The sequence below is a fragment of the Paraburkholderia sp. GW821-FHT02A12 genome, assembly GCF_059422005.1.
Window position 1 is genome coordinate 2,128,860 of the sequence record NZ_JBWKWA010000002.1, and the last position, 22,491, is coordinate 2,151,350.

Below are 22,491 nucleotides of genomic sequence, written 5' to 3' on the forward strand. Positions count from 1 at the left end.
GCTGTCCTTCAACGCTGTGTGCGATTCAAACCGTTAACGACAGAGGCAAACTCAACGTCAAAACCCGACATTTCTATTTGGCTGCCGCTACGACATTTCAGAATGGCCTCGACAGGTGGTGTGTTAGGGCTTTTTAGTAATGTCGTGTTCCAGCTCATTAGAAATGTCGTGATTCGGCCTCCGGGCGCAAGAATGCTTCCACGTGTTCCGTGTCACAAATCATCCAGATTTGCACGAAAAATCGAAACAGCTCTTTTTGACGGAAATTTCGTTGACGCTACTGAGGCCGTTCACGGTTTTTTGACGGGTCACGCCCGTCATGGCGTACCTCCGCACTTCGGAACTCTGCGTAGTTCCGGTTACAGAATTTCGATGCGGATTGCGTGGGCAAGATAATCGCGGCGTCGTGTTGTCGCTTGTGCAGTGTTCTAGTTGGAACCGCCAGAAGCCGCGGACAGCTGGTGGGGATCGCGTCGGCGACGTTGTTTATTTACATTGAAAATCAACTATTCGGTCATCAACAGACTGATGCCACATCTCGGCCTGCCTGCCTGGCGGCCCGTGCAGGTCGGCGCGGCGATCGTGACCGGCATCGTCACCAAAATCGTCTGGGACCGCGTCTCCGCTTGGGCGGACAGCATTCTCAGGCGCGGCAAACGGTGGTTTGCCGCAGGAATTCAGGTGGGCCCCGGAGAACTTGACAGGTAAACCCAGCCCCCATTTCTCACATGAGGCAGGCGCCGAGCGAATCGAGACGTTCGTGCGGTCGTGCACGGAGCGATCATTTTCGGAAGCATACGGTTGGATCTCAATGCCGGGGCGCCGCATGCGGAGGCTGACTGCACTTTGCGCGGCAGATCATGAACGTGCACTGAGAGATCCAAAAATGGAGTGGAAATGCAGCGGATTCGAAGAGCTGTCAGCGCAGGAGCTGTACTCGATCCTGCGCGTTCGCGGCACCGTGTTCGCCGTCGAATATGTATCCGGCTTTATGTGTATGTAACGATATAACCGTCAGGAGAAGATTGCCATGGCATTCAGGCCTGAAAGTTCCCGCGAAAACAACTTCAATGCGCTCAGGCTGTTGTTCGCCACGCTAGTCCTCTTGTCGCACTCATTCGAGCTTATCGACGGTGATCGTTCTCGCGAGCCTCTTACTCGACTGTTTGGTACAATGACTTTCGGAGAAGTGGCCGTTGACAGTTTTTTCCTGCTCAGTGGGTATTTGATTACACAAAGCTGGATTCACAGTGACGGAGCTATCGACTACATCCGCAAAAGAGTACTTAGAATATATCCCGGATTTGTAGTGGCCGCTGCTATTTCAGTGCTGGCAGTAGGGCCGATAGCTAGAGCGGCAACAAACTACTTCTCGGAGTTAAATTTCACCCAATTCGCCACCGAGTTGATGTTGTTGCTCGTGCCGAAGACTCCACCTGTTTTCGCGGGGAATCCATATCCAGATGTTAATGGAGCGATGTGGTCAATCACCTATGAGTTTCGCTGTTACTTGCTCGTCCCTCTTCTAGGCGCGATAGGGCTATTCAGGAAAAGAAAGATACTTATTTCGGTCGTAGCAGTAGTCTTGGCTTTGTATTTGGCTAGCGAACTTCCGTACCTTCATGAAATGTCTTACTGGACAAATCTGAGTTTTCTGCGGCTCGTGTCCTATTTTATGATTGGCTCATGTTTTTACATTTTCAGAGACTACATCCTATACAGCGGACGATGGGCGACTCTAATTGCGTTTTGCTTGTGTGCCTCGATGTTCTCAAAAATACTGGCTGGACCGGCGTATGCGCTACTTGGCGGGTACTTGTTATTTTACGCCGCCTTCAAAGGAGTGCGCGCGCTTAGATTTTTTGGATCAGCTGACGATATTTCATATGGTGTATACCTGTATGGATGGCCGATTCAAAAGATTGTTATTTGGCAACTACCGTCCCTGCATCCGCTGGTAGTTTTTTTGATAAGCGTGCTATGCAGTTATGCGGCAGGCTATATGAGTTGGAAAATCATAGAAAAGCCGTTCTTGCGATTCAAAGGCCGTAGAATCCCGAAGTTGGCCCTGACGCCACTGGTCCGGGATGCCGGGTCGACTATTTCGAAGTGTGACAGCGGGCCTCAAAGGCGCGGGTGATCAGGCATGAAAAGCCATGGGCCGGGTCGAGGCCTACCGTGACGATCACGGACACCCCAAGCAACGCACGGTGGCGACGCTCGGGCGGCTGGGCGATGTCTGGGCGCTCAAGCCGGTTGGTTGTTGCGGCTGTACTTCGCGACGAAGCTTAACGATACTTAAGCGACTTCGGCCGCAGCTTCTCGGGGATCGCGCAGCGGACGTAACTCGCCGCGGGCGACGGCCTCGTGAATGGCGAACGAATATCGCCCGAGCATGTTGATGTGGTCGAAGCCGAGCGGATCGAGCCGCGCGACATCTTCGTCGTGGACCGGAAAACCTTCGGCCCGCAACTGTGTCAGCACGGCGTCCATGTAGATGGTGTTCCATAAGACGATGACGTTCAGGATCAGCCCGAGCGCTCCCAACTGGTCTTCCTGTCCTTCGCGATACTGCTGATGGAGTTCACCGCGCTTGCCATGAAACAAGACCCCATAGATCGAAGAACTCGAGCCAGATGGCATTTTCGGCGGCTATGTGCGTACTACCCCTACACCCTGACCGGCGACGAAGCGTTGTCGAACGCGGAAGCGATGGCGCGCATCGGTGCCGCGCTGGGTCGCCGGATCGACTACGTGGCGGTGTCGGATGAAGCCGCCATCGCCTCGATGAGCGACGCAGGCATGGATGACTGGTCGATCGAGGCACTCATGAGGCTGAGCCGGATTATCGCCGCCGGCTACGCGGCGGGGATCAGCCCGGACGTTGCGCAGTTGCTGGGTCGCGCGCCTATCGGTTTCGACCGTTTCCTGGCGGACCACCTGGCAAGCTGGCGATAGCCCATAACGGCGAGTCAACATGGCGACATAAGTTATGTCGCCATGTTTCTCACTCAACCCGGCTAGAACGAATGCTTCATCCCGATCCGCACATCGCTCTGCGTCTTCGACGTCGACGGTGTAAAGCTGTAGCCGATCACCGCATTCACGCCATCCGATGCACGCAGGTAGTCGCCGGAGATATAGACGTCGGTGCGTTTCGATAACAGGTAATGCAGCCCGAGCGAGCCCTGATTCCAGTGGTTTCCTTCGAAGCGCGTGTGCTGATATCCGCCGTACAGAACCAGCGCCGGCGTGAAGTTGTATGACGCGCCCGCTTCATAGACTTGCATGTGCGAGGTCTGCCCGAAACCCTTGATCGTCGTGTACGTGAAATCCCCTGAGAGCATCAGGTTGCCCATCGTATATGCCGCACCGATCGCGAACGCGCCTTGTTTATCGACCGGGAACGACGACGAGCTATATAGATCGGTAACCGCGCCGATCGTCGGATTGACGGAAACGGTCGGCTGGCCGAGGAAGGTCCGCGTGCCGATCATCGCGTACGGGTCGAACGCATAGATGCCGAACGGATTGTTCAGCTGCGTATACGCCGCGCCGATGTTGAACGTGCTGTGCTCGTAATGCGCGCCCACGCTCCATGCGCTCTTCTGATGGAAGTCGCCGGCGGTGTTGCCGAACGAGTACATGCCGCCGAACTTGAAGCCTGAAAAATCGCTCGATACGAATTTGACGGAATTCGGCAGGCGATCGCCGTTCATGCGGTCGAAGTCGCCCTGGTGGATCGCGTAGCCGCTCGCCCACGAGGAGATGTTGTACAGATAGACGAACTCATCGGTCATGTCGAGCTGGTTGCCGAACGAGAACGTCCCCCAATTGTTCTTCAAGCCCACGTATGCCTGCCGTCCAAACTCCGCACCGCCGAATCCTGATCGCCCGTTGCCCAGATGGAAACCCGATTCGAGCACGAACACTGCCTGCAAGCCGCCGCCGAGGTCCTCGACACCCTTGAAGCCGATCCGGTTGCCGTATGAAATACCGTCGTCGAATTTGAACTGATGGGCGCCGCCGGCATTGTTCACGTAGGTGATACCCGCATCCAGGATACCGTATAGCGTGACGCTGCTCTGCGCGTGGACAGCCGCGGGCGCGCATGCGGCGCTTGCCGCGAGAGCGAGCCCCGAAAGGCTGACGGCATTACTCTTCTTCATCTAATTCTCCCCTGCTCTTTGCCTGCGTATTTCGTTGGATAAAGCGATCCCTGCTGCGTGTAATAACGTCTTACGCGCGGCGCTTCTCGCATGACGGGCAGATCTATACTGATTGAGACCGAGTGACGCTGGAGGCGACGCATGCAATGCGTCCGGCATGCCTGCGTCGACGGATCAAGAATACGGGTCCAGATTTAGAGGGATTCGACCGGATGCGACATGAACTTTTCGAGTAGCGACCTGGTGGTTAGGAATGCCGCTGTTATTTCACGCCGAGTGCGGTCTGCACGGCTTGCAGACCGTTGGCCCCGCTAGCGGTGTTCACGCCTTCGAGCCATGACTTCAGTAATTCCGGGTGACGCTTGAGCGCATCGGCGGCAGCCACGTCCACGCCGGTCTTCTTTTCCAGCACCTCGGCGATCACGCCGTTTTCCAGATCGACATTGAACGTCAGTTGCCTGAACAGGCGGCCGACATTCGGGCATTGTTCCGCGTAACCCGTGCGCGCAACGGTATTGACCGTGGCGCCGCCATAGTTCGGGCCGAAGTACTTGTCGCCGCCGTCGAGATAGGTCAGCTTGAACCTGGTGTTCATCAGATGTGGCTCCCACGCCAGGAACACGATCCATTTTTTCTCGCGAACCGAGCGTTCGGCCTGGGTGAGCATGCCGGTCTCGCTCGACTCGACGAGCTTCCAGCTGCCGAGTCCGTACGCTTTTTCATCGACCATCTTCTTGATGTTCTGATTGGCCGGCGCCCCCGGCTCGATGCCGTAGATCTTGCTATCGAACTTGTCGGCGTTCTTCGCGAGATCGGCGAACGAATGCACGCCGGCCGCCGCCACATAGTCGGGAACCGCGAGCGTGAACTTCGCGTTGCTCAGATTCGGATGCACGACCTCGATCGACCTCTCGTCCTCGAACGGCTTGACGACCGGCGCCTGCGCGGGCATCCAGTTGCCGAGAAACACGTCGATCTGCCCTTTCTTCAAACCCTGATAAGTAATCGGCACCGACAGGTTCGCCACGTTCTGCCGGTATCCGAGCGCCTTCAACAGAACGCCGGTCATCGCATTGGTCGCATCGATATCGGTCCAGCCGGGCCCGGCCATGTTGACCTGGGTGCACGACTGCGGCTCGGCCGCCGACGCGAACGTGGTCGCCGCGCATAGCAACACAACGCCGGATACCGCCTGTTTGAAGAGCTTTTTCATGTCGGCTTCCTGAGGGTGAGATGAGAGTGAGATGAATCGCTAACGGACGCGCTAACGGACGCACTGGCGAACCACGGCCGGGAAACGAGCCATCGCTTCGAGCGTATCGAGGTCGATGTGATTGCGCATATAACGCTGGCTTGCATCGACAAATGGTTGCCAGTCCCATGACGCGACCGTGCCTTGCGTCGTGGCCTCGAAATGAAAGCAGCGGCGGCGCTGGCTTCTCAGCACGTCGTCGTGCAGCGCGGCGAGATTCCAGCGCCGGGCAATCTCGCCGCGAAACGCCGCGACCTGCGATGCGTACTCCGCGCGCGCCACGAGATTCTCGCGTTCCAGCGGATCGGCGGCGACGTCGTACAGCTGGTCCGGATCGGCTGGCGTGTGAATGAACTTGAAGCGACCGCGGCGCAACATCACGATCGGCGCGATGGCGCCCTCGCCCAGATATTCGCCGATCGCTTCGTCATGGCCGCCATGCGCACCACGTGCGCCGAGCAGATGCGGCACGAGGCTTTGGCCGTCGAGTGAATCGGGCCATGCGGCGGGCCGCTCGCCACGCGCCAGCTCAACGAGCGTCGGCAGCAGATCGAGATGCGACACCGACTCGCTCACGCGGTGCGCGTCGAACTTCCGGGGCGCATGCACGATCAGCGGCACGCGGCAGCCGCCTTCGAAGAACGTCATCTTGTACCAGAGGCCGCGCTCGCCGAGCATCTCGCCATGATCGGACGTCACCACAATGACGGTGTCCTGAGCGAGTCCGGACTGCTCGAGCGCTTCGAGGATCGCGCCGAACTGGTCGTCGACGTATGAGATCGCGCCGTAGTAAGCACGGCGCGCATTGCGGATCTGCTGAACGGTCGGCGGCGTGCGGTCGGTTTCGCATACATGGCGCAGGCGCTTCGAATGGGGATCGGCTTCATCGAACGAATCGCGATGTGTGGGCATGTCGATCTCTTCGTCGCGGTACATGTCCCAGTATTTCTGCGCAATCGCGTACGGGTCGTGCGGATGCGTCAGCGAGGCAACCATGCAGAACGGCCGTGCATCTTTACCGGCGTGGCGTTTGCGCGCGATATCGAAGAGCTTCTGACGCGTGGTGAACGTGACTTCATCGTCGAAGTCGAGTTGATTCGTGCGCACGCAGGGACCGGCGTCGATCACCGAACTCATGTTGTGATACCACGTCGGACGCGCTTTGAAATTGTCCCAGTCGGGCGTCCAGCCGAAATCGGCGGGATAGATGTCGGTGGTCAGGCGCTCCTCGAAACCGTGCAACTGATCGGCGCCGCAAAAATGCATCTTGCCCGAGAGAATCGTGCGGTACCCTTCCGCGCGGAGATAATGCGCGAACGTCAGCGTTTGCGACGGAAATTCTGCTGCATTGTCGTAGGCGCCGATCGCGGACGGCAGCTTGCCGGAAAGAAAAGAAAAGCGCGACGGCGCGCACAACGGACTCGCGCAGTACGCCGATTCGAACACGACGCCCTGCTTCGCCAGCCGATCCAGATTGGGGGTTTTCGTCAGACGATGCCCGTATGCGGCAAGCGCGAACGGCGTCATCTGATCGGCCATCAGAATAAGAATATTCGGTTTCGTGTCAAGCATTGGAGCGCGCCTCGAATAGAATCGCAAGTGTCGGTGCAAGCAGCGGGACGTGAGTGCGAGTCCCGGTATGCGCACCACTATTGCCGTCCAATTCGCCGCTGTGAAGACTGCAAATCGTTATGTGCCTATAAGGGGGTGTTATGTCGAGGCAGGATCGCTTGCCGCCGATGCAGGCGTTGACGATGTTCGAATCGGCAGCGCGTCTGGCCAGCTTCACGGCAGCCGCACGCGAACTGGGCTCGACCCAACCGGCGGTCAGCCAGCGTGTCGTGCAGCTCGAGGAAGCGCTCGGCGCGCCGCTGTTCGAGCGCGGCCATCGCGGCGTCACGCTGACGGAAGACGGCGCGCGCCTGTTCGAAGCGGTCCGTCACGCGCTCGACACCATTCGCCTCGCCACGGCCGACATCCGCGCGCGGCGCACGCCGCAAACGTTGACGCTCTCCACCGACTTCGGCTTCGCAACCTATTGGCTGATGCCGCGCCTGTCGCAATTCAAGGCGCTGATGCCGGACGCCGACGTCAAGATCATCACGTCGCAGAACGTGTTCGATCCATCGCACAATCAGGCGGACATTGCGATCGCTTTCGGCGACGAAGATTCGGACTGGACCGCCCGCGGCGCGGTCAAACTGTTTCCGGAGCGCGTTATACCGGTGTGCAGTCCGGCGTTTCTCGCCGCGCATCCGCAGTTGCGCTCGCCGTCCGATCTGACGATGCTGCCGCTGCTGCGCCTCGAACCGACCAATCCTGCACGCTGGCTGTCGTGGGCCGACTGGTTCGCCGCGCAGGGTCTCGACGCGCCGGCCGCGCATCGCGGCATCACGTTCAACAGCTTTACGCTGGTGGCGCATGCGGCAATCATGGGTCAGGGTGTCGCGCTCGGGTGGGCGCCTTTAGTCGACGAGCTCGTCGCGACTGGGCAGCTCGTCGAACTGTTCGATACGCCGGTCGTCACCGACCGCGGCTATCTGCTCGTCACGCAGCGCGCGCCCACACCCGCGATCAACGCATTCCGCCAATGGCTGCTGGGCGAGTGCGGGCTCGATGCCGAGTAGCCGCTGACGCTCCCATTCCAGCGCGACGGCGGTTAGCTTCTATCCGTGCGCATCGCTGATTTGCTCTACTTCGACGATGGGGTATTGGCGTGATCGTACTTACAAGCCGTCTGAAAGCGGACGTAGCCGGCCCCGCAGAACTCGCGCTACAGCGCGTACTGCAACGCCAGGTCGAAACCGATGACGACCAGCGAACAGCCGAGGCCGGCCAGGAGATTCGCGACCCGATGTTCGAAATCGTGATCCCGGCTCATCCAGGCACCAATCAGGAAAATGCCTTCAAAGACGACCTGGAGCGCAACGAACACAAGCATCAGCAGAAACTCGTAACCCATGAACCTGAAGTTCGCGAAGTTCATCCCATAATCGAAGATCCACCTGCCCACCCTATACACCTCATACGCCAGCAACAGGATCGGAAAGAGGTAGCTGGCAACATAGGTCGGCACGCTTGCGTGCCGCAGTTCCAGGTGAAAGTGACGAACAGCTTGCATATTCCCTCCTGCGCCGGCTTTTAGTACTCACAAAACTCTTTGCTCGATTGCTCGGCCACAGATCCTGCTGATCCGCGTTTGCATCGCGTGATCGGCCGCCCATCGAAAGGCGCAACCGAACTGCTAACTTTCCGTTTCCGGAATCGTTTTGACGATCATTGAGAATAATTTGCCGAGATCGTCTTCAAGTTTGACCCCGTCGAACGGGTCACGATTTGCTCCAAAGGCGGCGTCGATCTCCACCCAATCTTCCTTTGTCAGCAGACGTCTGGCGGCCGGCAAAATCAACGTCTCTTCCATACACCGGTGGTCTGCATAGAACTCGCCATACTCATCCACCATGGCTCGCAGCTCCCGAAGTGCGGGGGCACCCTTCAATTCATACCGGGTCAGCGCACGCTCGATATTTATCAACTTCACGTCACCTCGAGCGTGCTGGGATTCCAGTTCCGCAAGGACATAGTCAAATTCATCTGTCCGATCCCGCAACGGCCTGAACAGGTAATGATCCTCCTTAGGATGATGCACCTGCTGAGGATACTCGCGGATGTAATAAAGCATCGCCCGTAACACAACAAGTCCCGGAGCAGGCGTACCTGCTGCCAGCAGACGCACAAAGCGCCGCATGCCCTCTATCACGGTCGACAGCTGCTCGTGTTCACGAAGGATGACGGTTATCGCACTATGCGGTTCCGGCGACTGCATATCAAACTCCGCGCCAGTACATGAAATGAAGTGGCGAATCGATTTGCTGGCACACATTGGCGGCAAGCGCGAGAAGCTGCGCCCATATATTGGATGTTAGTCATCCTCGGCTTGAAATGACAGCGCGCTGACCTCACGGCCTTGATGAAGATCAATGGATGCGCAGCGCGTACTCGTTTGAAACTACGGGGATACGCACGATCCCACCCATGTTGCGAAAGCGCGACGCCTGGCAAGGTCGCCGCCATCACACCGAACCCCTTTTCCGATATAGACCCATCGCTCCTGCGTGTCAGCCATAAATCTGTGCAGAAAAGGAAGTTATGAAGCAGTTTAAATACCGTCGGTATCGACTTGGCCCGTCTGGCGGCTCCTGCCCATGTAATGGCAGTGGCGAACAGTAGGCTCAGGGATATTCCCTGAGTCAATCTGGCCAGCCAGCCAGCGATGCCGATGACGTCAGCCGATTCGCTCCATCAAGCCACTCCTTCGCTTCATCCTGAAACCATACCGGATGACAGGATAAGCCGAGATCCGTCAGCGCAATTGAGTTGCATCAATACCCGAGCGCAACGCATTCCTGGCGCTAACGTGCCCCTGTCGCGGACCCCAATGGGATGTGCGTCATGGCCGCTCACCGGCTCCCACTCGCGGCAACCCGCTGAGGCGTCGCGCCACTACGCCGTTGATCTGAATCAACGGCGACGACTATCCGGTCTATAGACTCAAAACATGCGCTCGTGTGCTATTCACCGACATCTGGAGCGACTGCAATGAGCTACAAGACCATCGTTGTCCATCTTGATACGAGCCAGCACGTGCATTCCCGGCTCAAGCTCGCACTGTGGCTCGCCAGGCGCAGGTGTCGGATACCGGCGCCGATCTGCTCGTGATGGGCGCATACGGCCATGCCCGCTGGCATGAACTGGTGATGGGCGGAGCGACACGCTCGATCCTCAAGTCGATGACCGTGCCGGTCCTGATGTCGCATTGATGAACGCGTGCCCCACTCAGGAGAGCTCTCCATGTATCAGCAGATTCTGGTTGCCATGGACGGCAGTGAAACGTCTGCTCGCGCGTTCGACGCCGCATTGCAACTGGCGCGCGAGTCCGGCGCGCAGTTGCAGCCGCTCTATGTCGTCGACGTGCCGCTGATGTCCTACGATGCGCCGGGGTACGACCCGACGTACATTCGCGATGCCTTCCTCCAGGAAGGCACCCACGTGCTCGGCGACGCCGTCGCGCGCATGAGGCGTGAGGGCGTGCGGGGTTCGTCACGAATCATCGAAGTCGATCCGGCGGCCGACGACATTGCGCACTGCATCCTGCGTGCGGCGAACGAGTTGAAAGCCGACGTCGTCGTGATGGGTACGCATGGCCGGCGCGGCTTCCCGCGGCTCGTGCTGGGCAGCGTCGCCGAACGCTTTCTGCGGATTGCAGAGTGTCCGGTGCTGATGATATCGGCCCATAGCGCCGCGTCGGCGGCCACGGACGCCGACGCACAAGCTCACCCCGCCAAGGAACCGTCATGAACTACAAAACTCTGCTCGTGCATCTCGACGACAGCGCCCACAGCTCCGCGCGCGTCGACTTCGCGCTCGATCTGGCGCGTCAATATGATGCGCATCTGATTGGCCTTTATGTCGTTTGCCAGGATCTCACGCAACCGCTGCTTATCTACGGCGAAGGTTTGCACCCTGCCATCAGCGAGGCGCAGCACGACATGAACCTCAAAAGTGCCCAGGCACGATTTCTCGCCACGGCCGAGCAGGCTGGACGCAGCGTCGAATGGCGTGCGCCGTCGGGACCGGCTGTCGAAACAGCGGTCCTGCACGCGCGGCACGCCGATTTGCTGATCCTCGGTCAGGACGACGTGGAGGATCGCGCATCGTATATCGCACGTCATTTTGTCGAGGATGTGCTGATGAGTTCGGGCCGTCCGGCTATCGTGTTGCCATACGCCGGACACGTTCGGTCGTTCGCCGAGAATGTGCTCATCGCGTGGGACGGCAGCCGCGAAAGCGCACGGGCGATTGCCGATGCGCTGCCGGTCATCCAGCATGCGAAGTTTGTCACCGTGATGACAGTCCAGCGGCATCCCGACAGCGAGGCACCAGCCGGTATCGACGTTGCCGCCTGGCTGGCGCGGCATGGCATTGATGCGGGGTTCGTGGCGGCCCCCAAGGAGGCAAGCCTGACGACGGGCTCGATGTTGTTGAACGCGCTGGCCGACCGGCATGCCGATCTGCTCGTGATGGGTGTGTATGGTCACACGCGCGTTCAGGAACGGCTGCTCGGTGGCGTCACACGGACCATGCTCCAAACGATGACCGTGCCTGTATTGATGTCGCACTGAGCCGCCGTGCTGGGCCGTGCTGATGTGAACGTAGCATGACCTCAGTCAATTCCGGTTCATGACGCGGGCCTACGCTGGAGGAGCCCTCATTGCGTTCCGGAGCCGACCATGCCCAGTCATTTCATCCCGCCGCTGCACAAGCCACTGCATGCACGGCAACGCGAACACCTCGCGCAGCGCGGCTGGCGCGCAATCGATCAAGCGTTGCAACGGCCCTGTTCATACCGCCATCCGGCAGGTCGGATACGCCGTATCGAAACGCATATTTCGGTGATCTATCTGACTGGCCGCTACGCATACAAGCTCAATAAACCGGTCAATCTGGGCTTTGTCGATTTCACGCGGCCTGCGTCACGGCAGCGTGCATGCTGTGACGAAGTGCGGCTGAACCGTCGGCTCGCGTACGAACTTTACTGTGGTGTTGAAACGATTGTTCGCCGGGGACGCGTCAGCAAGATCGGCAAGCACGGGCGCGTGACCGAACACGCGGTCAAGATGCGACGATTTGACGAACGCGATGTGTTTTCTGCATTGCTCGCGCGCGGCGAACTCGGCTTTGCAGAGATCGACGCGCTCGCCGAACGCCTCGCCGCCTTTCATCGCCATGCAACGCATACGCCACCGGACCACCGCTACGGCTCGGCAGCGGCGGTGCGTATGCAGATGCAGACAGTGCTGGATGCATTCGAGCAGGAAACACGGACGCTCGTGCCCACCCAATTGCGTGACTGGTGCGAGAACGAAGGCAAGCGGCTCGCGGGACATCTCGAAGCACGCCGTGCCGGCGGCTTCGTGCGCGAATGTCACGGCGATCTGCACCTCGATAACGTCGTACGCCGTGGCAAGCATGTGCTCATGTTCGACTGCATCGAATTCAGCGATGCGTTGCGATGGATCGACGTCGCCAGCGATTTGAGCTTTCTGCTCATGGACCTGCAGGCGCACGACCGGAATGATCTCGCGGCGCGGCTCCTCAATAGCTGGCTGCAATGGACGGGCGATTTTGCCGCGCTGCCCGCGATTCGTTACTACATGGTTTACCGCGCACTGGTGCGTGCTTACGTAGCGTCGTTGAAAGCGCGCGGCAACCTGGCGCGGCACGCCGCTGAGCAGGCGAATCGGTACCTGCGGCTCGCCGAACGTATGAGCGCCATGCAGCGCCCTTACCTGCTGCTGTGTCACGGTTATTCAGGGTCGGGCAAATCGGTCGCAAGCGACGCGCTGGCCAGTCTGATCGGCGCAATACGCCTTTCCAGCGACGTCGAACGCAAACGCTTGAGTCCGTTCGCGCCGGTTGACAACCGGCCGATGGCTGCCACCGCGTATTCAGCCCGCTCGATCGATCACCACTACAACGTACTGCTGGCGCTCGCGCGGCAGGTGCTGGAGGCCGGCTATCCGGTGCTGGTCGACGCTACCTTTCTCAAGCACCAGCATCGATCACGTTTTTCGGCATTGGGCGACAGGCTGTCGATTCCCGTTGTCGTGCTGGATTTTCATGCGCGCGCGTGTCGACTTGTGGAGCGGGTACGCACCCGTGCTTTGGAATTGCACAACGAGTCCGACGCCGGGGCGGTCGTGCTGGTCAAACAATTGGCGAACGAGGAGCCGCTTACTTCAGAGGAAATGGCGGGTACCGTCTGTTTCGACACAGAAGTGCCGCTTGGCGCCTTCGCGCATGTCGAGTACTGGACAGCACTGTTGCAGAGGCTGGACCAGCTTGCAGCGGCTCTGCCGGAAACGGCGCACGCGTGAGCAGCGCCCTCGACCAGCGCCACCCGCGATCGCCGCGCGTCACTGCACCGGAATGCGACATGGCCGCGACCATGCCGGCATCGATCTTCCTCCTGGGCTGCCCCCGGCAGAGCGAACGTCTGCGTTCATGAGCAAGGCGATTGATTTGAGTCAACTACCGAAAACGGCGGCAGCGCACGATGATTTTGTGCCGTTTGCCGTCCTCGCTCGTATTACCTGCTTTCGCCGGCCTGGCATAAGGCTGTCATGGAACATCTGTTCAGATCGTGCACCGCGCTTTACGATTCCGCGCGCCCACGTTCGGTAGCCGGTGTGGCGTCGCAGCGGATCTCGCGGGGACGGCACCGCCCCTACACTGAACCCGGAACCTGTCCTCGAGTGTGTCTCGTGAATACCCTGCCCTTGCACTCTTTCATTGCAAATGCACTTACGCTGTTGCTGGCGGCAAGCGGCGCAGCGCTCGCGCAGTCCGAGCCGACTGCGCTGGTCGATCAGCAGCATTGCATGTTCTGCCATACCCGGGACGCACCCTTTCTCGCACCGTCGTTTCAACAGATTGCGGACCGTTATCGCGGTGTGCCAAACGCTGGCCTGATGCTTGAACACAAGCTGCGACTCGGCGGCAAAGCCCATTGGGGCGACATGGCAATGCCGCTGCCGGCGGATCGCGGCGGCCCGTTGACGCCCGAAGACGCTCACACGTTGATCCAGTGGGTTTTGAGCCAGTAGACATCCAGCTCGTTTGCACGTGTTCGTAGCATGTACGGAGAACCTCATGCGCCTCACCCTCCACCTCGACACGTTCGATCGTGTCAATCCCATGGCATTCGCCATCCTGTGGCTCGACAAGGAAACGCGTCAATGGTCTCGCGAGGGCCATATGGGGCTCGAGTTGCCCGAATGGGGCGCCTTGCACGTCGATTGCGGCAGCACGCTCGTCTGCGGGCCGCACGATTCGACGCCCTGCTGCGTACTCGAAGGGCTCGATCTGAACGCCGATTCCGGACCGTTCGAGGGCGAGACCGGACGCGCGCAATGGTGCTCCGATGCAGGCAGATCTCTGATGACAGGCCATTGGCACGTGCAATGCGTCGACAACGAAAGCACGCAGCCGGAAGACGGCATCTTCGCCGCCGACGACAGCCAGTGAGCGTTGTCGACACAACCACCGAGATGAGGTACATCGTGGCATTGACTGCTGATCTGGAATCTGGATGGCGTGCGTCATGCGTACGGGCTCTGCTTCGTGCGTGCGCCCTGGGCCTATTTCACGCGTTTGACACTCGATCAACAATGGGGCGACGGCTGGGAGCGCGCGCCTTATGAACAGCACGCTGGAGTCCCTTATTCCGACAGTCCCGAGCAGATCCTGACCGTCGCTTTCGACGGCCCGCTGTATCCACCCGACCTCGGCTATGACGCCCGATCCGTGGCCCGAACTCAAGACGTTCATTCAAGGGATGCGGGGTGCGGACTGTGCACAGCATCAGACTCCTTTGCCGGATGAACTCTCGGCAGTTTTTGACCCACGTCAATTCCTGCGCGTCCGTGAAGGCGATACTGATCGCCATCGATTCTTCGTCTGGAGAAAAACATGGATCAACTCATGAAAGCTGCTGTCGTCCACGAATTCGGCGCCCCGCTGCGCATCGAGGAGGTGCCCACGCCGAAGCCGGCTCGCGGGCAGATTCTCGTCAAGATCGAGGCATCCGGTGTGTGTCACACGGATCTGCATGCCGCTGACGGCGACTGGCCGGTCAAACCCAAACTGCCGTTCATTCCCGGCCACGAAGGCGTCGGCTATGTCGCCGCGGTCGGCGAGGACGTCAAACACGTCAAGGAAGGCGACCGTGTCGGCGTGCCATGGCTCTATACTGCCTGCGGTCATTGCGAACATTGCCTGGGCGGTTGGGAAACACTGTGCCACGAGCAGCAGAATACCGGCTATTCCGTGAACGGTAGTTATGCGGAATACGTCCTGGCCGACCCGAACTACGTCGGCCATCTGCCGCCGGAGGTCGGCTTCGAAGAGATCGCACCAATCCTCTGCGCCGGCGTGACCGTGTACAAGGGCATTCGCATGACGGACACGCGCCCCGGTCAATGGATCGCCATCTCAGGGATCGGCGGCTTGGGCCATGTTGCGGTTCAATATGCGATTGCGATGGGACTGCGCGTGGTAGCAGTCGACGTATCTGCCGACAAGCTTGCACTCGCCCGCGAACTCGGCGCCGCGCTGACGTTCAATGCCGCGCAATGCGACGCTGCCGCCGCAATCCAGAAGGAAATCGGCGGAACGCACGGGGTACTCGTCACCGCGGTATCGCGCAGCGCCTTCGCTCAGGCACTCGGCATGGTTCGCCGCGGAGGCACCATTGCGCTAAACGGACTGCCGCCGGGCGACTTCCCGCTGCCGATCTTCTCCACCGTGCTGAACGGCATCACCGTGCGCGGCTCCATTGTCGGCACACGCAAGGATTTGCAGGAGTCCCTCGAATTCGCCGCCGAGGGCCGTGTCCGTGCACGCATTCATGTCGACCGGCTGGACAATATCAATCATGTTTTTGCCGAATTGAAGAGCGGTCATGTCGACGGGCGCGTCGTTCTGAAAATCGACTGACGCGCACAACCACTTCCCGACGCCGGTACGACGCCCCTGCCCTGCTTCATGACTGGCCAACCGGACAGACTCGCGTCATCGAGACCGATTACCGTGACCGCCTGATACGTGCCGTCGCGCAGTTTGACGAGCCCCGGCGACCCAGCCGCGCTAACGGATGGTCAACACCGCCGCACCGGTCAAGTTGCCATCACGCAGATCGCTTAACGCCCGGTTCGCATCGGTGAGCGCGTAGGTCGTCGTTTCGATCGCGAGGCGCGTCTCGGCCGCAATCCGCATGAAGGCGAGTCCGTCGTCGCGAGTCAGATTCGCAACCGACACCACGCGCCGCTCGCCCCACAGAGACGCGTAAGGAAACGACGGGATGTCACTCATGTGTATCCCGCCGCACACCACCACGCCGCCTTTCGCGACCGCTTTCAACGCCTGCGGAACCAGCGCGCCGACAGGCGCGAACAGCAGCGCCGCATCCAGTTCGCTGGGCGGCGCCTCGTCGCTGTTGCCCGCCCATGCCGCACCGAGGCGCAACGCCAGTTGCTGGGCCGCATGGTCGCCCGGGCGCGTGAACGCGTACACCGTGCGTCCCTGACGACGCGCGACCTGCGCGACGATATGCGCGGCGGCGCCGAACCCATAGATGCCGATCCGCTGCGCGTCACCCGCCATGCTCAGCGTGCGGTAGCCGATCAGGCCGGCGCACAGCAGCGGCGCCGCTTCGATATCGGTGTATTGCGCAGGCAGATGGAAGCAGTAGCGACTGTCGGCGACGGTGCGCTCGGCGTAACCGCCATCGATCGTGTACCCCGTGAAGCCGGGCTCGTCGCAGAGATTCTCCCGCGCTGACAGGCAGTAGCGGCAATGGCCGCAGGTATGGCCGAGCCACGGCACGCCGACCCGGTCGCCGACGGCGAAACCCATGACACCCGCGCCGAGTTCGGCTACGGAGCCGACGATTTCGTGGCCCGGAATCACCGGCTGCCGGGGATGCGGAAGCTCATGGTCGACCAGGTGCAAATCCGTGCGGCACACGCCGCACGCATGGACATCGATCAGGATCTGCCCCGGACCGGGTGTGGGATCCGGCACTAGCGATTCATGCAGCGACGCCGCGCTGCCGTCGAAGACCATCGCACGCATTCAGTTCTCCTTGACCTTGCTGGCCCGGCGCATGCCGCACGCCTGACAGACGCGGCGCCGCGGCAGAGGTGCGGCCGTCGGCCGGGTCATACGGATTCACTCGAAAAAACGAAAGAAACCGCTGTGCATGAGCACCGGTTTGCCGCCGACCTCGCCGAGCAGCCGCCTCGCCGCGTGTTCGATGGGATGCCGGTTCGAATTGAACGCGGCAATCAGATCGTCTTCACGCAGCGAAGCAGCGCCGAAATGATCTTCGAGCGCTTCCGCCGTGATCGCGCACTGCACGCGCTCACCATCCACTTCGGCCGGGAACGCGACGACGAGATCGCGCGCGCAATATTCCGGACGCTCGTGGGGAAAATGAATCTTCATGACCGCCACCTGATTCAAAGCGCGGAAATGCGAGGCTCCAAGGGGCGCGTTTGCGGACCCGCGCGTCGCGCGCAACGCTCCGAAGCGGATGCGGCATTCGCGGCGCCCGCTTGTCAACATCATAGGAGTTATGCGCGACCCGTCAAATCCCGTCAAATTCAGGCCCTGCGACCTGGTTGATCGAAGTCAATTCCAGCGCCGCATGGCGCAATCGGTTGTTATGCGCTCTCGCCCAGCGTATGGAACAGTTCTTCCTCTTGCGCGCAATGCAGCCGCACGATTGCATCGAGCCCGTACAGCAAGCGCTGCAGTTTGCGCAGACTTCCTGGATCAGGGCCCCCGGGCGCCACGTCGGCGGTCATCCGGTAGATCAGGCGCATGACTGGTGCTGTCGACCGGCCCCTCATTGCCCTCCAGTTTGATGGGGAACAGTACCCGAACCGTTTTGTATGTGTGAAACCGCACGCCTGCCTTCAACTTTCCCTGCGCCGAGCCTGGATAGCTCATATGCTGACCAGATGGCCCGGCCGCTGATATTTTCGATCCGCTCAGCCTGATGAGAACGCGCATGAAAAAGATACTTGCTGCATGGATGCCAGCGATCGCGCTGCTTGCCGCAACTGGCACAGCCTTGATGCTGCCCGCTCCCACACGCGCCGAGGATGGCGCCCGCCTTGCCATGCAACTCTGCTCCGGCTGTCATGGCGTACACGGGCGCAGCGAATCGCCGATGTTTCCGAAGCTCAACGCCCAGACACCTGAATACATCGAGGCCCAGCTCAAGGGATTCCGCGGACACGCGCGCGGCGAAACCGCTGCCCGCGATTACATGTGGGGCATGGCCGCAATGCTGGACGACGCTGCCGTCAAATCGCTGGCCGACTATTACTCGCGTCAGGCGGCAACGCCTGGTGCGGCTGGTGATGCCACCTTGATGGGCAAGGGGCAGGAAATCTTCGAACACGGTGTGCCGGACAAGGGGGTACCGGCCTGCGCTTCATGCCACGGCGCGCAGGCCCAGGGCGCCGGTACTTTTCCGCGCCTCGCAGGGCAGCATCAGGAGTATCTGCTGCGTCAGATCGAGGTCTTCCAGAACGGTACCCGCGCCAACGCGCCCGTGATGACCGCCGTCGCACACACGTTGAATTCCGAACAGGCCAAGGCCGTTGCCGCCTATCTGCAATCCAGATAAGCCATTGCCAATTTTTGCAGTCGACGGGCGCTGATCCCATGGACCACCACGTCCGCACAGCCGTTGCCCCCCATCAAAGCTGTGATCGGGTAAGAAGCGCATTGACTTGACATGGTTCAACGGAAGGGGCTACGTGCTGTGAGTGCGCGGTGTTTCAGGGCGCAACCCGCACCACAAATCCCAACGTATGTTCGGTCGCTCAAACGAATCTCGCCGTTCAAGCCAGACGTGAGCCGTAGCGGCGAGCTCATTTGACCTGCATCAATATGCATCGCCGGCCCAGACGTAGTCTGATATGCGGGTCCGTCTTCACCTTGCTGTCGTCAGAAACATCGTCCTGGGTATACATGACGCCCGGGCAACTTTGGCAGCGGCAATACATGACCGACCAGTACCTGCGGATGTAGCAGGAGATGATGAACGACATGCTGTGGCAGCAACAGTACCGGATGGGGCCGCCGCCTGCCCGAACGCTGTAAACGTATCAACGTCGAGCGATGCTTCGGCTACCGGGGGGCGAAGCATCGCTTGCCGGCAATCGGCCGGCTTCCAGCGCTAGCCAAGCTACAGGAGCAGAGATGAGTGGCATTCCCGACTACAAAGAACTCACGAGCGCAGTTGCCGTTCAAATGCGAGCGATGCGCACATCGCAACCGGATTTGATGAATGCATTCGGCCAGCTCACCGCCGCGGGTACGAAAGACGGCGCGCTGGACCGGAAGACGCGGGAGTTAGTGGCACTGGGGATTGCGATTGCCTGTCGTTGCGATGATTGCATCGGTTTTCACGTGCAGACACTGGTGAAGCTCGGCACGACAAGAGCCGAGGTCGAGGACGTGCTCGGCACCGCCGTCTATATGGGAGGCGGCCCGTCGATGATGTACGCCACCCATGCGCTTAGAGCGTTTGAGCAGTTTTCGTCCTGAACGGACTTCAGCGTATTTGCTTCCGCAAGACTCATTCGCTGGTAGCGCGCGATGCTATTCAGATCCCGGCTGCACCATGCCGGGGTGATGCGCAATATGAGAATGTCGTGTTTCAGCAAGAGTGATCCGGGCGATTCTGTATAACCCGAAAGCGACGGGCAGGAACAAAGTCTCGTTGTCCCAGGTATCGTGAAAGTGGTTGCCGCCGCGCGTCTCAGCTCAGATGCCCGAACCTGCCTCACAGGCGTTTCGATCGATTCGAACCTTTGCACGCAAAAATCGCCTCCGGCTTCGTGCATACGCTTGCCGTCTGCGCCCACGCAAGCGTGCGGGACGCAAGCCGGCAGTGTGCCGCTGCCATTCTCTGGCGTCATCCGCGAAGCCGATAATGATCTGCTCGCCCTCACCGCTGTCGAGAAACTCGTCGACCGCACGTGATCCGGCTGACACGGACCGTTGTTTGTTCATGCTTCCACCTCCAATGTTACCCGGACTGGTCTGGGGGTTTGGATCGAATACATCAGGCATTGCGATTGTCTGGCAGCCGTTGCGTCAACATCGGCTGATCCAATGCCGCCATGACGTCAGCGAGTGTTTGTTGCCGCGACCCGGAGCCCGATACGCAACTGAGCCGACATCGACGGGTTGGTTAAGCGCAAAAAAAAACGCCCCGAGAACCAACCATGCGTGCCGATTGCTCGGTCGCACAGCTGGCGCTCAGGACGCCGTTGTCCCCGCAGGTCGCTTGATACAAGCGGCCGGTCGAAATGCGCTACGTCGGAGCCCCCTTTGGCCCCGTCCCGCTCGACGCAATATCCATGCCAAACATCAAACAAACACGCATCTTTCGAGCTTCTCCGTCAGGCGCGTCAACGAACCTTCCGTGGCGCCTGACAAATCTGCCGGGTCATCGAAGTTCGCGAAAACGAGTTCGCTTAACATAGGACGGTCGATGAAATGGGGACAGCTCATAGCGCACGGATTGATGGCCTGAGACGACCCGTTGTGGTGCAATGCCGAGTACCGGGCACCACCGTTGTGCGAGACGCCAACCTGTAATCCATTGCCAATGTCGGCAGAGAGAAAGCCCAGACGCATGCATCCATGCTCTATGGTTGCCCGTCTCCGCCCTGCTCCTTCGTCACTCGCGACAACACGCTGGCCACCACGCGGTCGCAATGAGTGCCGCCGAACTCAAACAGGTCGCGCTCCGCGAGATCGATCTCGCGCGCGAGCGATTCACGTAGCAGGCCTCTCGCGCGGAAATGGCGGCTACGTACAGTGGCCTCGGGAATATTCAGGCACGCCGCGGTTTCCTCCACGCTCATTTCCTCGACGGAGCGAAGCACGAAAACCGTGCGGAAGGCGTCGGGCAGTTCATCCAGCTTGCGCTCGAGCAAGGCACGCATTTCCGCACGTGCAACCTCCGCCTCAGGCGGACCTGCGTCAGTCGTGATCATTGCATCCGCATCCACGTAAGCGTCCAGATCCACGATTGGGATCACGTTCTGACGGCGAGCGTGCCGGCGCTGCCGCCCCCGACACTCATTGAGCACCAGTCGCGAGAGCCAGGTGAACAGCGCGCACTCGCCTCGAAATCGCCCAATGGACCGGTAGGCCGACAGATACGCCTCCTGCAACGCGTCCTCGGCTTCCGCATCATTGCGCAGCGTGGCACGTGCAAGCCGGTACAAGCGCCGGTTGTGTCGGCGCATCAGCAGTTCGAAGGCGGCCTGGTCGCCGGCTGCAACGCGGCGCACGATTGCCTGCTCGTCGTCCACGGGGCGTGTCTCAAATGCCGCAGCCAGGTTTGTCATCAATGCCTCGCCTTCCCTTCCCGCTTTACCGTTCTACCGCACAATCAGCATCGCTTGCATCGTGGGGTGGAAACGGCACCGATACGGATAGTTGCCTGACTTGCGCGGCACGTAGGTCCACGACGCACCTGGAGCGATGCTGCGTGAATCGAACGCCATGGAGTTGGCGCTCGCCGTGTGCGGAGTCAGATCCTTGTTGGTCCATATCACACGATCTCCGGGCTGCACCGTCAGCGTTGGCGGATTGAATTGCATCCCCTCGATGGCGACGACATATGTCGCCGGCGCCGCCTTCGTATCGCGCCCTGTTACAGCGAGGCTACCCGCCACGATTGTGCAGGCGAGCACCAAATCTCTTCGCGCCATGTACCGGCATCGAGCCTGGCTGGAAACCGAACGGTCAGCCACCGCTTTTCCCCAACGAAGCCTGAATCATCTTCGCATGCTCGAGATGAGCGACAAAGGCCGGCCGGACTTTGAGCAGCAGGGCCTTCAACTCCGCGTTCCGCGCATTCGGGATCAGCGTTTTGTCGAGCGCGTCCAGCACCGCTTCGTGATATGTCACTTCATGATCAATATACGCCTTGTCGAACGCCGCGCCATCGAGCTTCTTCAACGTCGCGACATTGGCCTGGCCGCCTTGCGCGAGGTTCTGGCTCGTTGCGTTATCCTCCGGCGTCACATTCAGCCGGTGGACGAGATCGGTGGCCGCCTGGTTCACGGCACTGTGGTCTGTCACCATGCGTTGCGCGAATGCTTTGACGTCTTTCTTTCCGGTCTTCGACTCCGCAAGTTTCGCTGCGTCGATATCGACCTGATTGGCCGTCACGACGATCGCTGCGATCTGCGGGTCAGTCGGGCCGGCAGTCTGCGCCCACGCAACGAGGCTGACAAGCGCCAGCGTGCCTGCCCATCCGGCATGAATCAGTTTCATGAGCTGTCTCCCAGTGATCATCGAAAGTCGACACCTGCCCGGCGGGCTGTTTCTCGATTCGACTTTCGATGTGGGGATAGATGTCACCACCGCCACCCGCGTTCCCGATGCCGGCGGCGTAGTTCGCTCGTAGTT

The 22,491-nt window shown here is 60.1% G+C and carries 24 protein-coding genes and 4 pseudogenes; 16 read left to right on the forward strand and 12 right to left on the reverse strand.

Annotated elements, in window-relative coordinates:
* Positions 1 to 495: 495 nt before the first annotated feature.
* The 3 genes and pseudogenes from AC07WT_RS30955 to AC07WT_RS30965 all read left to right on the forward strand — a co-directional run.
* Positions 496 to 708 carry a hypothetical protein gene (locus tag AC07WT_RS30955; RefSeq protein WP_494949905.1) on the forward strand — a complete coding sequence of 71 codons (213 nt, stop codon included), beginning with the start codon at positions 496 to 498 and terminating at the stop codon, positions 706 to 708.
* Positions 709 to 1,030: 322 nt separating this feature from the next.
* Entirely contained in the window at positions 1,031 to 2,140 is a 1,110-nt protein-coding gene (locus tag AC07WT_RS30960) for an acyltransferase family protein (RefSeq protein ID WP_494949906.1), read from the forward strand.
* A gap of 16 nt (positions 2,141 to 2,156) precedes the next feature.
* Positions 2,157 to 2,231: pseudogene (locus AC07WT_RS30965) on the forward strand (IS1634 family transposase N-terminal domain-related protein); the annotation flags it as partial.
* A 67-nt stretch (positions 2,232 to 2,298) separates the two neighbouring features.
* On the opposite strand, the pseudogene AC07WT_RS30970 reads toward AC07WT_RS30965, so the two are convergent.
* Positions 2,299 to 2,607: pseudogene (locus AC07WT_RS30970) on the reverse strand (Tn3 family transposase); the annotation flags it as partial.
* Here AC07WT_RS30970 and AC07WT_RS30975 point away from each other — a divergent pair.
* Entirely contained in the window at positions 2,578 to 2,958 is a 381-nt protein-coding gene (locus tag AC07WT_RS30975; RefSeq protein ID WP_494951153.1) for a hypothetical protein, read from the forward strand. The pseudogene AC07WT_RS30970 and the gene AC07WT_RS30975 sit on opposite strands and share 30 nt — an antisense overlap.
* 62 nt (positions 2,959 to 3,020) lie before the next feature.
* Here the strand turns inward: AC07WT_RS30975 and AC07WT_RS30980 are convergent, their stop codons facing one another.
* The 3 genes from AC07WT_RS30980 to betC all read right to left on the reverse strand — a co-directional run bounded on the left by AC07WT_RS30980 (position 3,021) and on the right by betC (position 6,993).
* Entirely contained in the window at positions 3,021 to 4,169 is a 1,149-nt protein-coding gene (locus AC07WT_RS30980) for a porin (RefSeq protein WP_494949907.1), read from the reverse strand.
* Between the two features lie 262 nt (positions 4,170 to 4,431).
* Positions 4,432 to 5,382 carry a choline ABC transporter substrate-binding protein gene (locus AC07WT_RS30985; RefSeq protein WP_494949908.1) on the reverse strand — a complete coding sequence of 317 codons (951 nt, stop codon included), beginning with the start codon at positions 5,380 to 5,382 and terminating at the stop codon, positions 4,432 to 4,434.
* A 51-nt stretch (positions 5,383 to 5,433) separates the two neighbouring features.
* Positions 5,434 to 6,993, reverse strand: coding sequence for a choline-sulfatase (betC, locus tag AC07WT_RS30990; RefSeq protein WP_494949909.1), 1,560 nt, complete (start codon positions 6,991 to 6,993; stop codon positions 5,434 to 5,436).
* Between the two features lie 140 nt (positions 6,994 to 7,133).
* On the opposite strand from betC, the gene AC07WT_RS30995 reads away from it, so the two are divergent.
* Positions 7,134 to 8,048, forward strand: coding sequence for a choline sulfate utilization transcriptional regulator (locus AC07WT_RS30995; protein ID WP_494949910.1), 915 nt, complete (start codon positions 7,134 to 7,136; stop codon positions 8,046 to 8,048).
* Between the two features lie 146 nt (positions 8,049 to 8,194).
* Here AC07WT_RS30995 and AC07WT_RS31000 read toward each other — a convergent pair whose 3' ends face one another.
* Positions 8,195 to 8,542 carry a hypothetical protein gene (locus tag AC07WT_RS31000; protein WP_492593833.1) on the reverse strand — a complete coding sequence of 116 codons (348 nt, stop codon included), beginning with the start codon at positions 8,540 to 8,542 and terminating at the stop codon, positions 8,195 to 8,197.
* 123 nt (positions 8,543 to 8,665) lie between these two features.
* Positions 8,666 to 9,247 carry a hemerythrin domain-containing protein gene (locus AC07WT_RS31005; RefSeq protein WP_494949911.1) on the reverse strand — a complete coding sequence of 194 codons (582 nt, stop codon included), beginning with the start codon at positions 9,245 to 9,247 and terminating at the stop codon, positions 8,666 to 8,668.
* An 868-nt stretch (positions 9,248 to 10,115) separates the two neighbouring features.
* On the opposite strand from AC07WT_RS31005, the pseudogene AC07WT_RS31010 reads away from it, so the two are divergent.
* The 8 genes and pseudogenes from AC07WT_RS31010 to adhP all read left to right on the forward strand — a co-directional run.
* Positions 10,116 to 10,241, forward strand: a pseudogene (locus AC07WT_RS31010) (universal stress protein); the annotation flags it as partial.
* A gap of 31 nt (positions 10,242 to 10,272) precedes the next feature.
* Positions 10,273 to 10,779 carry a universal stress protein gene (locus AC07WT_RS31015; protein WP_494949912.1) on the forward strand — a complete coding sequence of 169 codons (507 nt, stop codon included), beginning with the start codon at positions 10,273 to 10,275 and terminating at the stop codon, positions 10,777 to 10,779.
* Positions 10,776 to 11,603, forward strand: a complete 828-nt coding sequence (locus tag AC07WT_RS31020; protein WP_494949913.1) for a universal stress protein — start codon at positions 10,776 to 10,778, stop codon at positions 11,601 to 11,603. The genes AC07WT_RS31015 and AC07WT_RS31020 overlap by 4 nt, the downstream gene beginning before the upstream one ends.
* A 108-nt stretch (positions 11,604 to 11,711) precedes the next feature.
* Positions 11,712 to 13,358 (forward strand): bifunctional aminoglycoside phosphotransferase/ATP-binding protein, encoded by a 1,647-nt coding sequence (locus tag AC07WT_RS31025; RefSeq protein ID WP_494949914.1) that lies wholly within the window; start codon positions 11,712 to 11,714, stop codon positions 13,356 to 13,358.
* 435 nt (positions 13,359 to 13,793) lie between these two features.
* Positions 13,794 to 14,087, forward strand: coding sequence for a c-type cytochrome (locus tag AC07WT_RS31030; RefSeq protein ID WP_494951086.1), 294 nt, complete (start codon positions 13,794 to 13,796; stop codon positions 14,085 to 14,087).
* Between the two features lie 46 nt (positions 14,088 to 14,133).
* Positions 14,134 to 14,508: a DUF3564 domain-containing protein gene (locus AC07WT_RS31035; RefSeq protein ID WP_494949915.1), complete on the forward strand. Its 375-nt coding sequence runs from the start codon at positions 14,134 to 14,136 to the stop codon at positions 14,506 to 14,508.
* Positions 14,509 to 14,553: 45 nt separating this feature from the next.
* A pseudogene (locus tag AC07WT_RS31040) lies at positions 14,554 to 14,772 on the forward strand (hypothetical protein); the annotation flags it as partial.
* A gap of 180 nt (positions 14,773 to 14,952) precedes the next feature.
* A complete protein-coding gene (gene adhP, locus AC07WT_RS31045; RefSeq protein ID WP_494949916.1) occupies positions 14,953 to 15,978 on the forward strand; it encodes an alcohol dehydrogenase AdhP in 1,026 nt (341 codons plus the stop codon).
* Positions 15,979 to 16,128: 150 nt separating this feature from the next.
* Here adhP and AC07WT_RS31050 read toward each other — a convergent pair whose 3' ends face one another.
* From AC07WT_RS31050 to AC07WT_RS31060, 3 genes are all read right to left on the reverse strand, one after another.
* Positions 16,129 to 17,115, reverse strand: coding sequence for a zinc-dependent alcohol dehydrogenase family protein (locus AC07WT_RS31050; protein WP_494949917.1), 987 nt, complete (start codon positions 17,113 to 17,115; stop codon positions 16,129 to 16,131).
* 96 nt (positions 17,116 to 17,211) lie between these two features.
* Positions 17,212 to 17,487 carry a DUF1488 family protein gene (locus tag AC07WT_RS31055; RefSeq protein WP_492593824.1) on the reverse strand — a complete coding sequence of 92 codons (276 nt, stop codon included), beginning with the start codon at positions 17,485 to 17,487 and terminating at the stop codon, positions 17,212 to 17,214.
* A gap of 218 nt (positions 17,488 to 17,705) precedes the next feature.
* The gene (locus AC07WT_RS31060; protein WP_494951154.1) at positions 17,706 to 17,867 is read right to left on the reverse strand and encodes a hypothetical protein; all 162 of its coding nucleotides are present in this window, start codon (positions 17,865 to 17,867) and stop codon (positions 17,706 to 17,708) included.
* 188 nt (positions 17,868 to 18,055) lie between these two features.
* Between AC07WT_RS31060 and AC07WT_RS31065 the strand changes: the two genes are divergently transcribed.
* On the forward strand, positions 18,056 to 18,679 hold the full coding sequence (locus AC07WT_RS31065; protein WP_494949918.1) for a c-type cytochrome: 624 nt from the start codon (positions 18,056 to 18,058) through the stop codon (positions 18,677 to 18,679).
* A gap of 578 nt (positions 18,680 to 19,257) precedes the next feature.
* Positions 19,258 to 19,605, forward strand: a complete 348-nt coding sequence (locus tag AC07WT_RS31070; protein WP_494949919.1) for a carboxymuconolactone decarboxylase family protein — start codon at positions 19,258 to 19,260, stop codon at positions 19,603 to 19,605.
* Between the two features lie 1,109 nt (positions 19,606 to 20,714).
* Here the strand turns inward: AC07WT_RS31070 and AC07WT_RS31075 are convergent.
* The 3 genes from AC07WT_RS31075 to AC07WT_RS31085 are packed head-to-tail and all read right to left on the reverse strand — an operon-like array spanning position 20,715 to position 22,356.
* Positions 20,715 to 21,422, reverse strand: coding sequence for an RNA polymerase sigma factor (locus AC07WT_RS31075; RefSeq protein ID WP_494949920.1), 708 nt, complete (start codon positions 21,420 to 21,422; stop codon positions 20,715 to 20,717).
* A gap of 33 nt (positions 21,423 to 21,455) precedes the next feature.
* Positions 21,456 to 21,788: a cupredoxin domain-containing protein gene (locus AC07WT_RS31080; protein ID WP_494949921.1), complete on the reverse strand. Its 333-nt coding sequence runs from the start codon at positions 21,786 to 21,788 to the stop codon at positions 21,456 to 21,458.
* Between the two features lie 34 nt (positions 21,789 to 21,822).
* Positions 21,823 to 22,356, reverse strand: a complete 534-nt coding sequence (locus AC07WT_RS31085) for a DUF4142 domain-containing protein (protein WP_492593819.1) — start codon at positions 22,354 to 22,356, stop codon at positions 21,823 to 21,825.
* Between AC07WT_RS31085 and AC07WT_RS31090 the strand changes: the two genes are divergently transcribed.
* Positions 22,355 to 22,489, forward strand: a complete 135-nt coding sequence (locus tag AC07WT_RS31090; protein WP_494949922.1) for a hypothetical protein — start codon at positions 22,355 to 22,357, stop codon at positions 22,487 to 22,489. The two genes, AC07WT_RS31085 and AC07WT_RS31090, sit on opposite strands and share 2 nt — an antisense overlap.
* Positions 22,490 to 22,491 lie beyond the last annotated feature (2 nt).

Excerpts from the sequence above, each read along its gene's own strand:
- AC07WT_RS30960 (WP_494949906.1), top strand. The coding sequence starts at position 1,031 with ATGGCATTCAGGCCTGAAAGTTCCCGCGAAAACAACTTCAATGCGCTC.
- AC07WT_RS30975 (WP_494951153.1), top strand. The coding sequence starts at position 2,578 with ATGGAGTTCACCGCGCTTGCCATGAAACAAGACCCCATAGATCGAAGA.
- AC07WT_RS30980 (WP_494949907.1), bottom strand. The coding sequence starts at position 4,169 with ATGAAGAAGAGTAATGCCGTCAGCCTTTCGGGGCTCGCTCTCGCGGCA.
- AC07WT_RS30985 (WP_494949908.1), bottom strand. The coding sequence starts at position 5,382 with ATGAAAAAGCTCTTCAAACAGGCGGTATCCGGCGTTGTGTTGCTATGC.
- betC (WP_494949909.1), bottom strand. The coding sequence starts at position 6,993 with ATGCTTGACACGAAACCGAATATTCTTATTCTGATGGCCGATCAGATG.
- AC07WT_RS30995 (WP_494949910.1), top strand. The coding sequence starts at position 7,134 with ATGTCGAGGCAGGATCGCTTGCCGCCGATGCAGGCGTTGACGATGTTC.
- AC07WT_RS31000 (WP_492593833.1), bottom strand. The coding sequence starts at position 8,542 with ATGCAAGCTGTTCGTCACTTTCACCTGGAACTGCGGCACGCAAGCGTG.
- AC07WT_RS31005 (WP_494949911.1), bottom strand. The coding sequence starts at position 9,247 with ATGCAGTCGCCGGAACCGCATAGTGCGATAACCGTCATCCTTCGTGAA.
- AC07WT_RS31015 (WP_494949912.1), top strand. The coding sequence starts at position 10,273 with ATGTATCAGCAGATTCTGGTTGCCATGGACGGCAGTGAAACGTCTGCT.
- AC07WT_RS31020 (WP_494949913.1), top strand. The coding sequence starts at position 10,776 with ATGAACTACAAAACTCTGCTCGTGCATCTCGACGACAGCGCCCACAGC.
- AC07WT_RS31025 (WP_494949914.1), top strand. The coding sequence starts at position 11,712 with ATGCCCAGTCATTTCATCCCGCCGCTGCACAAGCCACTGCATGCACGG.
- AC07WT_RS31035 (WP_494949915.1), top strand. The coding sequence starts at position 14,134 with ATGCGCCTCACCCTCCACCTCGACACGTTCGATCGTGTCAATCCCATG.
- adhP (WP_494949916.1), top strand. The coding sequence starts at position 14,953 with ATGGATCAACTCATGAAAGCTGCTGTCGTCCACGAATTCGGCGCCCCG.
- AC07WT_RS31050 (WP_494949917.1), bottom strand. The coding sequence starts at position 17,115 with ATGCGTGCGATGGTCTTCGACGGCAGCGCGGCGTCGCTGCATGAATCG.
- AC07WT_RS31055 (WP_492593824.1), bottom strand. The coding sequence starts at position 17,487 with ATGAAGATTCATTTTCCCCACGAGCGTCCGGAATATTGCGCGCGCGAT.
- AC07WT_RS31060 (WP_494951154.1), bottom strand. The coding sequence starts at position 17,867 with ATGCGCCTGATCTACCGGATGACCGCCGACGTGGCGCCCGGGGGCCCT.
- AC07WT_RS31065 (WP_494949918.1), top strand. The coding sequence starts at position 18,056 with ATGAAAAAGATACTTGCTGCATGGATGCCAGCGATCGCGCTGCTTGCC.
- AC07WT_RS31070 (WP_494949919.1), top strand. The coding sequence starts at position 19,258 with ATGAGTGGCATTCCCGACTACAAAGAACTCACGAGCGCAGTTGCCGTT.
- AC07WT_RS31075 (WP_494949920.1), bottom strand. The coding sequence starts at position 21,422 with ATGACAAACCTGGCTGCGGCATTTGAGACACGCCCCGTGGACGACGAG.
- AC07WT_RS31080 (WP_494949921.1), bottom strand. The coding sequence starts at position 21,788 with ATGGCGCGAAGAGATTTGGTGCTCGCCTGCACAATCGTGGCGGGTAGC.
- AC07WT_RS31090 (WP_494949922.1), top strand. The coding sequence starts at position 22,355 with ATGAGCTGTCTCCCAGTGATCATCGAAAGTCGACACCTGCCCGGCGGG.
- AC07WT_RS31085 (WP_492593819.1), bottom strand. The coding sequence starts at position 22,356 with ATGAAACTGATTCATGCCGGATGGGCAGGCACGCTGGCGCTTGTCAGC.